The sequence below is a fragment of the Leptospira andrefontaineae genome (genome assembly GCF_004770105.1).
Taxonomy (GTDB): Bacteria; Spirochaetota; Leptospiria; order Leptospirales; family Leptospiraceae; genus Leptospira_B; species Leptospira_B andrefontaineae.
In genome coordinates, this window is the sequence record NZ_RQEY01000026.1 from 1 (window position 1) to 15,831 (window position 15,831).

The 15,831-nt window shown below is 40.1% G+C and carries 11 protein-coding genes; 6 read left to right on the forward strand and 5 right to left on the reverse strand.

The genetic code is table 11. The annotated features are described in order from the left end of the window. The 3 genes from EHO65_RS20080 to EHO65_RS18505 form a co-directional block, all read left to right on the forward strand. Positions 1–5,722: RHS repeat domain-containing protein (locus EHO65_RS20080; RefSeq protein ID WP_244243587.1), on the forward strand; the 5,722-nt coding region annotated here is incomplete at its 5' end. 843 nt (positions 5,723–6,565) lie between these two features. Beyond that, on the forward strand, positions 6,566–6,940 hold the full coding sequence (locus EHO65_RS18500) for a TIGR04452 family lipoprotein (RefSeq protein WP_135776031.1): 375 nt from the start codon (positions 6,566–6,568) through the stop codon (positions 6,938–6,940). A 188-nt stretch (positions 6,941–7,128) separates the two neighbouring features. Then, positions 7,129–8,298, forward strand: a complete 1,170-nt coding sequence (locus EHO65_RS18505; RefSeq protein WP_135776032.1) for a YheT family hydrolase — start codon at positions 7,129–7,131, stop codon at positions 8,296–8,298. Between the two features lie 34 nt (positions 8,299–8,332). On the opposite strand, the gene EHO65_RS18510 is transcribed toward EHO65_RS18505, so the two are convergent. Continuing rightward, complete coding sequence (locus EHO65_RS18510) at positions 8,333–9,106, reverse strand: LamG domain-containing protein (protein ID WP_135776033.1); 774 nt, start codon at positions 9,104–9,106, stop codon at positions 8,333–8,335. A gap of 184 nt (positions 9,107–9,290) precedes the next feature. Between EHO65_RS18510 and EHO65_RS18515 the strand changes: the two genes are divergently transcribed. Genes EHO65_RS18515 through EHO65_RS18525 form a run of 3 tightly spaced genes read left to right on the forward strand, consistent with a single transcriptional unit; the run spans position 9,291 to position 11,647 of the window. Further along, positions 9,291–9,989, forward strand: a complete 699-nt coding sequence (locus tag EHO65_RS18515; RefSeq protein WP_167482068.1) for an alpha/beta hydrolase — start codon at positions 9,291–9,293, stop codon at positions 9,987–9,989. Further along, complete coding sequence (locus tag EHO65_RS18520; protein WP_135776035.1) at positions 9,986–10,699, forward strand: hypothetical protein; 714 nt, start codon at positions 9,986–9,988, stop codon at positions 10,697–10,699. The genes EHO65_RS18515 and EHO65_RS18520 overlap by 4 nt, the downstream gene beginning before the upstream one ends. A 6-nt stretch (positions 10,700–10,705) precedes the next feature. Next, complete coding sequence (locus EHO65_RS18525; protein ID WP_135776036.1) at positions 10,706–11,647, forward strand: DUF1554 domain-containing protein; 942 nt, start codon at positions 10,706–10,708, stop codon at positions 11,645–11,647. A gap of 18 nt (positions 11,648–11,665) precedes the next feature. Here the strand turns inward: EHO65_RS18525 and EHO65_RS18530 are convergent, their stop codons facing one another. From EHO65_RS18530 to EHO65_RS18545, 4 genes are all read right to left on the reverse strand, one after another. After that, the gene (locus EHO65_RS18530) at positions 11,666–12,385 is read right to left on the reverse strand and encodes a phosphate signaling complex PhoU family protein (RefSeq protein ID WP_135756995.1); all 720 of its coding nucleotides are present in this window, start codon (positions 12,383–12,385) and stop codon (positions 11,666–11,668) included. Positions 12,386–12,438: 53 nt separating this feature from the next. Then, positions 12,439–12,855 carry an MAPEG family protein gene (locus EHO65_RS18535; RefSeq protein ID WP_135776037.1) on the reverse strand — a complete coding sequence of 139 codons (417 nt, stop codon included), beginning with the start codon at positions 12,853–12,855 and terminating at the stop codon, positions 12,439–12,441. A gap of 118 nt (positions 12,856–12,973) precedes the next feature. Then, positions 12,974–14,230 carry an imelysin family protein gene (locus EHO65_RS18540; RefSeq protein ID WP_135776038.1) on the reverse strand — a complete coding sequence of 419 codons (1,257 nt, stop codon included), beginning with the start codon at positions 14,228–14,230 and terminating at the stop codon, positions 12,974–12,976. Between the two features lie 11 nt (positions 14,231–14,241). Then, positions 14,242–15,819, reverse strand: coding sequence for a di-heme oxidoreductase family protein (locus EHO65_RS18545; protein WP_135776225.1), 1,578 nt, complete (start codon positions 15,817–15,819; stop codon positions 14,242–14,244). Positions 15,820–15,831 lie beyond the last annotated feature (12 nt).

Consider the following 15,831-nt stretch of genomic DNA (forward strand, 5'->3'; position numbering starts at 1 on the left):
GGCCTTATTTTCCAATGATCAATTCTCTGGGGATTTTAACGGAGATGGGACTTCTGACTTTTTATTATTCGATCGCTCTTCTGGCGAATGGACTCTTGGAGAAACTATAAACCAAACCATTAATTTTAAGATCTGGTCCAAGGCTCCTCAATTCAAAACAATCACTCGCTGGCTTCAGGGAGATTTCAATGGAGATGGATCAACCGATATAGGGTTTTTCTCTGAGACCGACGGAAAATTCTGGATCGGCGAAACAACTTCTAACGGATTCCGTTATAAAGTTTATAGTGATATGAGCTATGGTCCCAACCAAGAAAGAGTGATGAAAACCCCTCTTCCTTTGGATGAAGTAAAACCGATTAAAGGATTTGGAGTATTCTCCACTTCTTCGGATACTAAAACTGTTCTTTTAGATTACCAGTATGATGGGAACTCCAACCCGGGAAAAGGAGAGATCCCATATCCAGGATGTTTTACTACAAATGATTGTAGTGCTTCTTCTGAATTACTTTTGTTCGATAGAAAAACAGGAGTATTTGATTTTAAGAAGGGTTCTACCTTTACTGAAGCAGTTCTTACTGGCTTCAATCCGGAGACTAGCGGGATCGTAACTATAAATAATGGAAAAGCAGATCGTTATACTGTAAACACTCGAGATGAAGTTTTATTCTTCGGAGATTTTGGAACCACAAGTAAATTTTTCGTAGTCACCCAAGATACCGGAAACGCATTCAAAAGAACAGATCTTGCAAGTATAGCGGATTCTCAAGTTGTTTCTTTTGATATCAACTCAAGCGCATATGCGATAGATAATTTTGATTCTACCTCTTCTAAATCTGCTTTGATCCTGAATGATCAGACGAGCACTAGTGCTCAAAGATTTTTACTCACAGGACCAAGCGGAACAAAATATTTAACAGTAGGTCCTGGCGACGTTATAGACTCCTATCTACAAAATCTCTTCCAAGTAGGAAGTGAAACCAATCGGAATAACCGGAATATGTTCAGCATTTTCTCGGGAGATTTTGCAGGTGTTGGAAAAGCGCAGATCCTCTTAGTAGATCGTAGAACCGGAACTCATAAATGGTATTTGGGGACCATAGGAACTTCCTCCATTACTTTTAAATTATTGTTACCGACTGGGGCAGCTGTGAGCCTTCCCGTTACGACTACTGTTTATGACAGAACGAGCCAAGCTGGGATCCAATATGCGTTGTATCCGGAAGTAACTGGGAATTCTATCGTATACGAAGATCCTACAGATACAGCCTCCATCGTATTTTCAAAAATTAGAATTACTGCAACTACTATTGCAAGAACCGTATATAACCCTGGCCTTGTTGGATTTTCTAACCAGTATGATCATAGAGGAAATCCGATCGTAGTCTCCGATGGAGAGAATAAAGTTTACGACCTTTCCCAAAGTAAGATTGTCTCTGCTGCTTCTCCTGTGTTTGCTTTATCTATCGACCGTCCTGATCTGATGACAAAAGTGTATCCATTCCAATGGATCCAAGGAGATTATAATGGGGATGGACTTACGGATATAGGGATCATCCATCTCAAAGAACCAACTTGGTATTTTGCAATGTCTTCAGGTACTGTTCCGGATGTGATCGAACAGGTCAAGAACGGGATTGGTGGGACTTATACATTAGAATATGATAATTCTACCAAGTTTGATAATAATGGCGGGGATAATATCCCGGATCTTTCCATTAACTATAGAGTTTGTACTAAGATTACCTTAGATGACGGGCTCGGGAACACAATTCCAAAGAATTATAGTTATAAGAACGGGGTTTCTTTCTCTGCATTTATCAATGGCAAAAAAGAAACAGACGCGTTCGGATTTACGGAATTCACTATGACCGATGCGACAGGATCTCGCACGGTTCATTCTTATTTCAGCCAACCTTATTCTAATTTTATGCATAACCGAGCGCTTTCCGGAGCAGAAAAAGAAATGCATATTATTGGCTCCGATAATCAGGATTACGGTTCTTCTAAAAAGACGTACGAGATCCAACAAATAGAAACAGTTACTGGAAAGATCAGTTATCTTGCTCGATTAAGCAAAACCCAGAACTTTATCAACGGAACTGCGACCACTACTTCTGAAGGTTCTGTTATTTTTAATGGATATAATTTAACTAAGAAGACAGATACAAGTACGGATCATTATGCGGATTCTGCTCACCCTTCTCAAAGTTTTACCTCAGTTACTGATTTTGAGACGGATTCTACTACAAACCAGACAAGACCTAAGAAGACCGTTTCTTTATCCGGCTCTTCTCATGAAACTACAAGTACTCTTACTTATGATTCTCAAGGGAATTTAACTCGCAACTCGGTAACCTATACGGGGAGTGGATTACCTTCTGTTTCTGCAAGTATTACAGAATATGAATATGATACCTATGGAAACAAAACTGAGGAAAAGAATGTAAGTGCAAGTCCAAATCGTGGGACCTCCTACGTTTTCGATGACCAACTTCATCAATTTGTAAAAGAGCAGACAAGTTTCGGTGGCTCACTCCAGCTTAAGACCAGATATACCACAAATTATGGAAAGGCATTCGGTTCTCCGGATGATTCTACAGATCCGAACGGTAATAAAAGTTATTTTGAATATGATGATTTTGGTAGGCTAGTCGAATCCAGCGCAGATACTGATTCCGGAACCAAGGTCCTCGCAGTCTATGAATACGGATCTAGTTTTCCTTTCAGTGCAAAGACCACATTCCCTACAGGTGGAGCAGATCCTAGTTTCGCACTTCGTTCTTATAGAGATGGAATGGGTAGAGTGATCCATACTGTTAAAACAGGATCCAATGGACAGCATGTAAGATCTGGAAAGCTCACTTATAATGGGAATGGCCAAGTGATTCGTTCCGGACAACCGGATTGGGCAGACGCAGGCGAAATAGATACATTTGTTTTACATACTCAGGAAAGAAATCCAAGCTATATAGAATACGATGCAATAGGAAGAGCTAAGAAAACAATCCTTCCAATTGCAGCCGGAGAAACGGAAGCAACCACGTTAACCGTTACCTATAACGATCCTTTCGAAACGATCGAAACCCATAGTGGTGGAACAAGCAAACGAACCGTAAAAGACGGAAAAGGCCAAACTCTTTACATAGAAGACTTCGGTTCTGATGCTACCAATGCAAAGATAGGATTCTGTTTCGATATCGCAGGCAAGATGATCAAAAAATCTGACCTGAACGATGGCGGTGCCTTATCCTGCGATACGAGTGGAATTACTGTAAAAGATACATCTGGTAAAAACCAAGCCTATTGGTTATACGATGCGTTTGGAAGATTAAAGAAAAGTAGCGATCCAGATTTTGGGGTAAGTACAGCTTCTTATAACGCGTTCGGTGATACTATTCAAGCTATAGATGCTCGTGGAATTACCACAGCCTTTACTTACGATTCTCTCGGAAGAATGCTTACCAAAGATACTCCAGAAGGAACCGTATACTTTGATTATGATAGCGGTTCCGGCGCTGAGAATGCTCTTGGAAAACTCGTAAGAGTAGAAGATTCAGTTCAAATCAAAACATTCAGTTATGACAAGCTGGGTCGTGCCAAGAAAGAAAGCCGAAATGTCAAAAATCTGACCATTGAACTGGCAGATGGTCCTTATATTACAGAATACAAATATGACTTACTTGGTCGTGTAATATCTATCGATTATCCGGAACATCCGGTAAATCATACAAGGATGAAGGCTTGCTATGCCTATGGGACAGCAGGTTATATCACAGGGATTTCAGTTCAAGTAAACACAAACGGCGTCATTCCAGGTTACTGTAGTAAAACCATTGTTGAGAACATCACCTATAACGAGTTCGGACAAACAGCTGGATTCGGACTCGGAAACGGTGTCCAAACCAATTACACATACGATATAAAACAAAGATTAGTTCGTATCAACTCAGTCGGAGATGTGGATGGAACTACTAAAACTCTCCAAGATGCAGTCTATGCTTTCAATAGCAGAAACAATATCACTGGGATTACAAATACATCTAGCGAATATACAACTGCATACAATTACAGCTACGACGGCTTAAACAGACTTGTCGCAGCAGACGGGCAATACCAAGAGTCCGCAGACAATTATACCAAAACTTTCCGCCAAAGTTTTGCATACGCGAAGAACGGAAACCTTCTCGCGAAACGAAATCATAACTTTAACGATAACACACTCATAGACGAGTGGAATTACCAATATTCCAACCACCAAGTCACTCATATAGATTCTACCCAAAGTGGGAACAATCGTCTGGTCATGAGTTATGATTCCTCTGGGAACATGACTTACCAGAGAGATAATTTCAAAGATCTGACTAAGACTATTACAGTTGATTCTCAAAACAGGATCACACAAGTCCAAGATGCTTTAAGTACAACCATCGGTAATTACTGGTACGATGAAGGCGGATTCAGGGTCCGTAAGAAAGCATTAGTTCCAAGCGGAGCTTCTTTCAAAAACCAAGAGATCCTATATCCAAGTAAATTCTATGGATTGGAATACTCTGAAGAAACGAATATCTTAAGTTCCATCAATAACGTTTATCTAAACGGAGTACGGATAGCGGCCCTAAATGAAGATGGAGTCACTGCTTATTTCTTAACAGATCAAGTAGATTCAGTAGCTCATGTCTTGGATGAAGCAGGGCATACTCTTAGCAGAATGCAGTACGAGCCGTATGGTGAGACTCTTGTACAAAGAGGAACTCTGGACTTTGCTCCTAAGTATAATTCTCAGGAACTAGATCGAGAGACTAATTTCTATTTTTATAATGCACGGTATTATGATCCGCAGATAGCGAGGTTTACAAGTGCGGATAGTGTGATTCCGGAGAGAGGTGTGGCTACTCAGAACTGGAACAGGTTTATGTACGCTGCTGGGAATCCTATAAGGTATAAGGATCCGACTGGGCACGAAGCAGCCTCCGGTTACCCTATAAAATTGGATTTCTCAAAATTTTTCAAAGATGTCTGGGCTAGCGCTAAAAGTACGGCCCAAAGAGCTGTAAGTAATGTAAAACAGGGTGCTAAAAATGCTGTAAATACTGTAAAACAGTGGGATCAACGTGCTGCGAAAGCTGTGAACTATACTGCAAATACTGTAAAACGAGGAGCTAATAATGCTGCAAATACAGTAAAACAGGGTGCTATTAAAGGGGCTGCAAAGATGGACAAAGCCGGATCATGGCTATACACTACCGATAATCCTATTGCAAGTGGTCTTATGATGTTGGGAGGTTCTTGTAATTTAGGTTGCGATAACGCGATGGAGACCGCGAAAAATATTAATCGCAAACCTGATTACACTACACTCGGTTTTGCGTTTCCCATTTATCCAAATTATGATTTTACCAAAATAACAAGCGTAAATTTCAGTTTTACATATGATATTTACAATAATATTTACTTTTCTGGGGGGATTAGTCAGGGACCTTCCTATTCTCCTAAGTCGAGACCTTCCTTTTCATTTATGTATGGATGGATGAATCAAAATCAAGCTCCTTATGAACATGAGTTGAAATCTTATCTTCCAGGTAAATCTTACAATGTAAATGCCGGATATTGGATCGGCGCTGGTTATACTCAGTCGCTTGGCGGAGGTAGCTCAGTTGAATTTGGTTTTATGACACCAGGTTTTGGACATTCTGGAATGTATACGCCAGATGGAAAATAGAGTATTTCTTATTTAATACAGGAGAAGATAGATGTTGAATCACATTTTATTTCTGTGCATGACGTTGGTTCTTTCATATTTATGCATTTTTCGGACGCCTACTGTTCAAAATTGAATTGGCTGATAAACACTGAACAGACTGAAACGGCGAAACCTTTCAGCTAGAGATTCAAGTACACAATATCTAATTAAATTTATAGATGTAGGCGCAATCATGATGAGTTTAGTAAATCTATTTGCGATGTTGAGATGTTATGGCATGATATAGTAGCTAGTAACCTGCAAATTTTCTTCAGATACTTTAATTAGATAGAAATTATACTCTTGTCATAAGAGACTGAGTAGCTTCTTTTTGCATAAAAGAAAAAGCCTAAGAAACTTTATAATTATCGCATGTAAGAATTTCTATTACTAATTAGGCGAAATGAGGGTAGATTGAATTTGAAAGTATTTGAGTTTCGGGCTTGTGAGCGGTTGGTTCCTAAATAGTCGCAAGCGAATACTCTTTCTCAATAATATAAATATCGTGATTTTGGATAAGAAGGATCTTCAATTAAAACAGATAAGTTTGTAAGTAATCCGTGGGAGTTTCTCTGGCTTTCAATTGGAGTTACTAAAATTTCAAAATTTATTCGTAATAAATTTTCTACTGCAATATCGTTTGTCACTTTTCACACCAGCCGCATATCCCACATGAGGTAATTTCCCATCCCAAATAATGCATAATCCCCACCTAAAAGCAGTAAAAATCCCCCACCAACTGTCTGACATCCAACTCTGAAGGTTATCCATCATAGATATCAAATCAAACGATATCATAACGTTCAACGATGAGGAAAATATATGAGAAAAATATTGTTCGTAGGGATGATTTCCCTTTTGACTTTTGCTAATTGTGTAGCAGTAGACTCTCTTGGCTTGTCGGATGCCGTAAAAGGTTCCGAAGCTAGATCTCAAATCAAAGCTGCTGCGCTGACCTCAGATATTTTATTTTATGGATCTGCAGATCCTGCTAATGCAGCGATGATCACCGCTCTTGATCTATTTCTTACTGATATTTATCTAAAGATCGATGATAGTAAATATTATAAAAAATCTGATGTAGACAAATGTGTAAAAGACGTTCAGACAATCGGACTTTTAGTTATGGATCCTAGTCAGACTGTTCTTACGAGTAAAAATTGCAGTGACTTGCAAGCAAACGGTCCCATTATTTAATTTCAAAAATGGCCTCGGCTCCGGGGTTCGCGAGTGGCAGATTCCCGGAGAAGGGGGTGAGAAAAGACGCTTGTCGGCTTTTCTCAGGGGGAAGGCTTTCCCCCTATAGATAATGCAAACAATAAAGTAATAGACCCGAATCTTTCTCCACCTATTCTTTCCCAAAGTATTTTCCTTTGGATCACTGAATGTTCTCGCTCCTCCCCTTTGTTTATATTGTTTTATTTCTTATTCTCGTATTTCTATTTTATTATTTTCTTGAGGTTGTAGAAGAGCCTGTTCTTCAGTTCAGTGAAGGAGAGTTTGTAAGTAGGGTAATTGCAAATTGTTCTCGCTTAACAAGGAAATATTTTCCTACATTCTGGTGTTTTAATAATCATCTAATGCTAGCTCTCTTACTTTTTAGAGAACATCGTTCCAAATTTTTTCATTACGATAAACTGGAACATCTTAAAATGAAAGATGGTGGTGTCACCGGCCTTGCTTGGTCCAATATCAATGGTAAGAAAAAAACCGATTCAGTTCCAATCGCGATTGTCTTTCATACGATCAGTGGGGATGAGCAAGATGTTAAGTCTATTGTGAAAGCTATCCGTGCCCAGTTGCAATGGGCCTCTGTGGTTTGTATTCGAAGAGGGCATGGAAATCTTCCTCTTTCTAAGCCGCGGATAAACACGATGGGATCTAGTTCGGATCTAAAAGAACAACTCTTATATATTAAGAAAAAATTTCCGAATAGTCCTTTGTTTGGAGTGGGGATCTCTGCGGGTTCCGGGTTGCTTGCTCGATACCTAGGAGAATCCGGGACTAAAAGTTTATTGGACGCTGCGGTTGCGATTTCACCTGCATATGATATCGAAAAAGCATTTCATAGAGTTCATCCGGTTTATAGTAAGATCATGGGTCAAAGGTTGATTAATTATTTTTTGAAACGCCATTATGAAACCTTATCTTCCCTTGGAGGATTTCAGGAAGTAATGGAATCTAAAACCTTGGGCGAATTCCAGGATCGTTTGCATAGTCTATCGGGTTTTGACGATAAAGAAGAATATTACAAACATTCGAATCCCGCATTGGTAATGAAAAATATCCGAACTCCGATTATGATTTTGAATGCCAAGGATGATCCCATTTGCGTAAACCAGAATGTTTTAGAGAATCTGCATTGGTTGGAAACCCTTCCTAATTCGATCCATGTTTATACAAAAAGAGGAAGCCATATTGCATATTATGAAGGATGGAAGGCGATATCTTGGTCGGATCATCTTGTCTGCGAATATTTTAAAGCTGTCCAAGACCAATTGCCTAAAAATAAGAAGAAGCCGAAGACTAAATCTGCGAAAGCGAAAAAGCGTTAGTCGCTTTTATACATTGTATGAGTAGAAGAGTTATCTACAAACTCGAAACCGGAAAAATCACCCTGTTATAAATCCTAACTTCGTCGACCCTTCCCTGGAAAAGTTGAGTAGAAAGACCGGATCGCCCTAATTGAAAAGAAGCATTAGTGGCCCATGGACGATTACTTCCGAAAATTCCAGAGGAAACCAAAACATTATTCACATAGAGAGTCGCAGTTAAGGTCTGGATATCCCAAGTGAAAACCATATGATACCAGGTATCTTCGGGATATTGTCCGCAAGGAGTGCCAGTATCCACATCTCCTGCGCCTCCATCATTTGTGAATGCTCTAAGTCTTCCGCTACAAGGTCCCCCAGAGAATGCATATAATTGAAGACCTAATCCTGTGCCTTGGCCTAGATAGATATACTCAGCGCCATTATTCCCAGGTGGGAATTTTCCATTTACCCAAGCGCTGATTGTAAATGAAGAAACGGTCCCGTCGAAAAATAAGGGCCCTTGCGCTGAGGATTCGTGATAGGCTCCGCCTCCATCATAGTAATACGCTCTTCCTGGAAATCCGAATCGATCCGCAGCTAATATGGGAGTTCCGCTTATGGCTGTTAGATCCAAGCCGCCGATTATATCTCGAGTATTACCATCTAACGGCCAGTAATGGACTAATCCGATGGAAGAATCGATTAATGTAAGGTTTACGAAATCTAAGAATGCCTTTTGGTCATTTTTTTCTAAATTTTCTAGTAAAAGATAAGTTCCACAATTGAAGGAAAGACAAGAGATTAGAACTATATATATGATCTTTCGCATATGTTATTTGATTCGAATAACATTCTAGAGCCTGAGCTTTTTCTTTTGGAAGTATTATTCGTATAAAACGCCTTCGAAAATTCTAATATTTTGATTACGTACTTGAGCCTTACGTTTGGATCCGACAGATGGTTTCAGCTTAAATGGTATTGCCAAATTAGAACTTATTCATTACAAGGAAACCATGTATGATATCCCACTTGTCCAATTAGGCCCCGTAAAAGCAGCTCGTATTCCGGGTGATCCACAAGGACCTTACGTTATCTTTTTACATGGTTATGGTGCGAACGCGTTCGATCTTCTTCCTTTGTATTCATATATGGATGTGCCAGAAGGCACGAATTTCATCTTTCCGGATGGGATCTTAGAAATTCCAATCGCACCAGGTTATAATGGTAAGGCTTGGTTTCCCATCGATATGGAAGCTTTACAAAGAGCCATGGTGGCCGGAGGTTCAAGAGAACTTTTTGAACGTTATCCGGCAGGTTTAGCGGAAGCCAAACAAAAGGTAGAAGAAATGATCCAAGCTCTGGATGTCCCTATGGATCGGATTATCTTGGGAGGGTTTTCACAAGGTTCCATGCTTGCGACTGAGATTACTCTTAAAGCAGAGAAAAAGCCCAAAGGCCTTGTCATTCTGTCGGGAACTTTGCTAGATGAGACTCATTGGTCTCAATATGCGAAACAAACTCCGGGCTATAAATTTTTTCAAAGTCATGGTAGAATGGATCCTGTGCTCGGTTATCCTGCCGCTAAAAGATTAGAAACAGTGTTAAAAGACGCAGGCTGGGTGGGTGAGTTATTGGCATTTCCGGGTGGACATGAAATCCCGGAGATAGTATTACACGGTATGAACCGCTATTTGCGAGAATTGTTCGAATGACCCATCTTATAGAAAAATACGTTGCCCTTAAAAACAAATACCGCAACTACGATACCAAAGAAGCCTTAAGAAGAATGCAGGCTTGCCGCATTGCTTTGAAGGAATTAGAAGATAAAGGTTTTCGTACCGGTGTTGAAATTTTAGGTTCGATCAATTTCGGGATCGTAGAACCTTCTTCAGATATAGATTGTATTCTATTACATTATTGTGATTTGCATAAGGACCAAGAATGTCCTGAATATTGTCCTAATTTTTTATACGAATCCGAAGAGATCAAGGCCAGTCTTCGCAGAAGATTGAAAAACGAAAATCTAAAGATCGAATTTTTAGATTGTATCAATCTTAGAATGGTGGAAAGAGCACTCGACGCAGGTAATTGGAAAGATCATGAGGTCCTTAGGAGACTTTTATTTTATAGGACTATCGGTCGCCCAGTGAATAGACCTCTTTTCATTCCTTATGCGGAGAAGTTAGAAGAGAATGAAGAATATATCCGAGACATTTTGGAATGGGGCTCTGAAGCTTTGAGCGTTTATCTTGGAACTTCACGACATAGATTCTCCTTTAGCAAATATAACGAAAGAATAGAAAGTTCCGGACTTCAACTTCCCCATGGTTTAAAAGAAGAATTAGAAAGTTATTTGGAGCAGGGAGAAGGTTTCGAATCCAATAATGGTGCAGAATCTTCTCGCTTCAAGGATCCGGTCTGATTTTTTATGTGTGCTAAGCGGGTTTCTTTATTCTTTGTGATCTGCCTTTCGATATTCAGCTCATCTTGTGCGATCAAATCCGAAAATTCCGGGGACCCGAATACTCAAGAATATTATGAAAACGCGATTATCAACTGCCTAATCAATGGATGTGATCGGGAACTTAATATTGTCGGCGGGAGCTCACTTCCGGAGGGTGGAAATTTGGCTTTATCCATTTCCTTGGTCCATCAGCCTGAGGGTTCTGTAGTTTATAGTTTTTCTTCCAGCAATCCTGCGATAGCTTCTATTTCTCCTACAACGATGACATTTACTCCTGCGGATTATAATGTACCACAGGTTCTAAGTGTTGTAGGGCTATCGGACGATTCGGACTCAACGAATAATTCCATTGTGATCTCTATTCTCAACCCCAATGATGAAACAATTGTTTATCCAATATTGCAAAAAGATAATGATAAGTTTTTATTCGCTACAAATCCTTTTTATGCCGGAAACTTCACTGTAACTTTTGCCGATGTTATATGCCAAAGTGAGGCCGAGAGTAGATATTCTTCTACTCCACCTCTTCCGAGTGGTACTTATAAAGCTTTTATAGTAGCAGGGACTTTTCGCCAAGCCTCTCCAAGTTTAATTAATTGGGTATTAAGACCGAATAAGGAATACATAGATTACGATAGCGGAACTTTTACTAAGGCATTCGATACCGATTCCACTTCCTTGTTTGTATTCGGTAGTGGGAATGGGATCAATTCCGGATCGAATGGGCATTGGACAGGAATGCAACCTTCTTGGGCGACCGGAAATACTTGTTTGGGTTGGGGAACTAATTCCAATGTGGAGCTGGGAAATTTCGGAACTAGTCTGGATTCTACCAGTAACGGAATATTTTCAGGAGCACCTGATTTCTGCGACGCGGTAAAATCATTGGTTTGTATCCAACAATAGTATATTCGAATTTTTGAATTAAGAAGCTTTTGATTTTTCTGTGACTTGGACCGGATCGGAAAGATGGCGAATATCCATACCGGTATTTAGGCGCACCAGTTCTTCGGCGATGTTTACTGCGTAGTCTCCGGCTCTTTCTATCCCTAAGATCATTCTGTATAAATCTGCGAATTGGTTTTTATCAAGTCTAGGATCTAAAACAAACTTTAAAAACGCCGCATGGCATAGATTGTTTAGCTCTTCTTCCACAGTATGTACTGAACCGTAAAATCTGTTTTTCTCTTCTACCAAGGATTCAACAGCCATTCCTACAAGAGTGACCACTCGGGAGAGCATCTTGTCTAAAATTTCTTCCTGTCTGAAAAATCCTTTGGGGAGAAGTCCTCTTCTGTAACAGGTGGCACAGTTTACTATCTGATCTCCCATTCTTTCTAAACTTCTGTTGATACGAATGGAAGAAAGTGCGAATCTAAGCGGATCTTTTTTAAGGATCACTTCTCCGTCGATTTGGTCCATACCGAGTAAGTTTCGGTTTGCGATTGCTTCTAAGATCGCGTTTTGGGAAAGATTATCGTTTTGTTTTTCTAAACTATCGATCAGGTCGTCTCTTTCGATCACTTGTTTGGCAAGATCGGGATTTTCCTGTTCGATCGCATCGTCCAAGATCAGGACTTGTTCCAGACATAGCTCCGCCATTGCATACAGATTTTTACGGAGATAGTCGAACTTCGAAGCCATGTATCTCCGAAGGTTAACCTCGAATATACATGGCGGTCAAGATGTTTTTGAAATTATAGAATGGAACGTACTAATATCACTAACATAGCAGTGAAACAAATATATTGGATTATAAATCCTGTAAATCTTACGTTCACGTTCCAGACGCCACCACCACTTAAATGAGCACCTGTTTGTAGTATTCTTGCTCCGAATACGATCCAAGCAAGAAGATCAAAAGTATCGTTTTGGTATCCAGAAAGTATAAAGGTCAAAACTAAAACTGCAAAAACCGGAAGGCCTTCTACGCAGTTTAAGTGAGCGCGGTGGATCCTCCAATAAAGATCGGATCCGTGTTGTATCCATGCAGGGAATTCGTTGGATTTTTTGCTACCAGCCAAAACTTGCACTGTTCTAAACGATACTACGATGAGTACTAGTAGAATGGTCCAAGCAGTAAAAGCGATTAATGGAAATAGAGAACTAAACATAGTTCGATAGAGAAAAGTCTAACGGCTATGTTTGGCAAGACAAATTTGACGGCAGGATAGAATACTAATATACATCGTTTTTATCTCAAACAATATATATTAGTATTTTATAAAAGGATCAGTCTCCGTCGTTGGAAGAAGGAAGATTAGGAACTCCTAAAACTGAAAACGCATCGATAGTCATTAGGTTCTTTAAAATTTTTGCCTGATCCCAGATTGGTTTTACGTTCGTAATGACGCTTGTCCCATTCATAGTGGTGCCATCCGCATCTATCTCCGCGTACAGATCTGCAGTACCGCTGATCTTTGCATCAATCATATTTTTAAAGTTTGTGATCTCAGCTTGGATATCATCATCCAAAGAAGAGTTTTGTGCTCTAACTAATTTTGACATGGAACTGATCTTTGGGTCCGCAGGATCTCCTAAATAAGCGAATTCGATCCCTAATAGGTTGTCTCTTAGATCTTTGTATGCGACTCTTGAGTAGATTGCTTCTAAAAATACAGGGCTAGGTTCTTGTAATTTTCCCACTCCGGTGCAAGAAACACTCAAGCAAGCAGGGGCCCCTAATTTACTATCCTGGATTTGATTCACTAAATTTCCAAGAGATTGGATATAAGTATCGAAAGCTTCTCCCTGAGAACGGAATTGGATACCGGTTCCAGTGGTGTATTCTCTTAAGAAGTTTCCGCCGCTAGGGAGCCATTTATTATATAAATCTAATGCATCTTGATTGATTACCTGCGCAAGAGCTAAAATATAATCTGTTCTTCTGGAGCTACCGGTGTTTGCAGTGTTGATGTTGGCGTTTGAATCGATTGTGGTCCTGCTGTAATCGGAGTCGAAAAGTAGGATCTCCAAAGATTCAATTCCTTTATATTTAGGAGGGCAAACGGTTAGGTTTGTTTTATTAAGAGTCGTAATCGTAGCTGTGCAAACAGTAACGGTGCCATCTATGATCTGCTTTACTAAGTTAGCACTCGGCCTTGCTCCGGATTTGATAAACCCGTCCATCTTAGTATAATACTCAGTCGGATTCGTAGCAGGTCCAAAGTAATAGGGTTCTACTTTTTTTAAGGAGACTCTCGCTTGGTCCCAAGCAGTTTGCAAAGCTGCAAGATTCGTTACGTTTGTACTTCCGGAAGTAGTATAAGTAACTGCTGCTGCTTCTAACGCCGCCGTATCCGTAGTCAATTGTTCCAAACTTGGGATAATCACGAAATTACCGGTATGTTCCAAAAATGCAGAACTTCCAGGTCCGGCTGCCAAAAAGAGCAAAGGATCTTTTCCCCCACCACCGCAGTAAATAAAGGAAGATACTAAAATGAAGTATAATGTTTTCCTAAATAAAAAAATAGATAGTTTGGATCTCATCGTCGATTCTCCTATAAAGATTCCAAAAATTTGATCAGCTTTTGTCTGTCTGTAGAAGAAAGATTTTGGAAACCAATCCTTGCAGCATCAGCTTCTCCTCCGTGCCAAAGGATCGCTTCTTCTATTCCGTTGGCTCTTCCATCATGCATGAGTTTTAAGTGATTGTTTACCGCTTGGATCAGACCCAATCCCCAAAGAGGAGGAGTTCTCCATTCTTGTCCATCCGCATCAAAATCCGGCCTTCCGTCTGCAAGATCAGGACCCATATCATGTAAGAGTAGATCGGTATAAGGTTTGATGTATTGGAAAGAAAGTTCAGGAAGCCCTGGAACATTTCCTGTTATTACCAACGGTTTATGACATGCATCACATTTGATAGAAGAGAATATTACCTTTCCATCAATCACATCTTGGTCAGACAGATTTCTTCTGGCAGGAACAGCTACCAATTTTGAATAAAAATTCACTGAGTCTGCAATAGATGCAGTGATCTCAGGCTCTGCAGTCCCGGAAGCAGCAGTTAAACATTGTGTTTGATTGCTTGGACAATTATCCGTGGAGAATAATGGACTAGTGATCCCAATATCTCCTAAGAAAGCTCCCTGATTTTGTTGGAATAAACTTGGCTCGTTTGCCTTCCAACCAAAACGCCCCATAACCTTTTTATGATTTTTGGCGTCCCAAACCATATTCACTTTTCCTGATATTCCATCTCCATCCAAATCAGTTGGATCTGCCCAACCTAAGATAGTAGATTCTGGAATTGCTTCCAATAGACCTAAACCTGGGATCATAGGAGCGGTTCTAGGAGAAAAATTAAAGGAAGAAGGTGCTCCTCCTAAATTCGGATTCCAACTGAAAGAATATACTGGAGTGTTTAAAGTTACGCTTCCACCTGAGGTATAATTTCTTACGACTGTTGCTCCCGTATAAGATACAGAAGCGTTGCCTTCCGGCGGAGTGAAGTTTGGACCCGTGGAACCGGTACAGTCAAAATTAGAATCATAACTAAGCGGGGCAGTGCAACCGATCCCTTTTTGATTTAACTGTAGCCCGAAAGAATCCAAGGCAACAGGTCCGCCTGTTGTAGAATCGGAAACCCCTACTTTGGAGAGTCGTATCAAAATTCCAACAGAATTGAATAATGATCCGCCGCCACTCGGTGGTGCTCCTCTTCCATCTCCCGCATGACAGTTTTGGCAAGAAGTTGTATTAAAAGTCGGGCCTAAACCAGAGGAGGCACTATTACCTTCTGCTACCCAAATTCTATTAAAGAAGTTATTTCCCGTATTGAATTGAATTCCATCGGAACTTAAGTTTACAACAGGAGTATCGAAAGAAGTGTCATTGGAAATAAATCGGGTACCGTACCCTCCAGAGAAAGCTTCCCCCGGATCCGGCGCGATACCTGTTTGGCTTGCGATGAATGCTGCAATTCCAAGAGGATCTGTTCCTTCTTTTCCACCACAGTAAAAAAAGTTTAGAAGAATATAGATTAAGATCGGGATCGTTTTGTTCAAACGTCTCCGAGATATTTTCGGTTCCGGGTTTTTTCCGGAACCGAAGTTTAAGTTTTTATCACAGTTCATATTTTTATATTT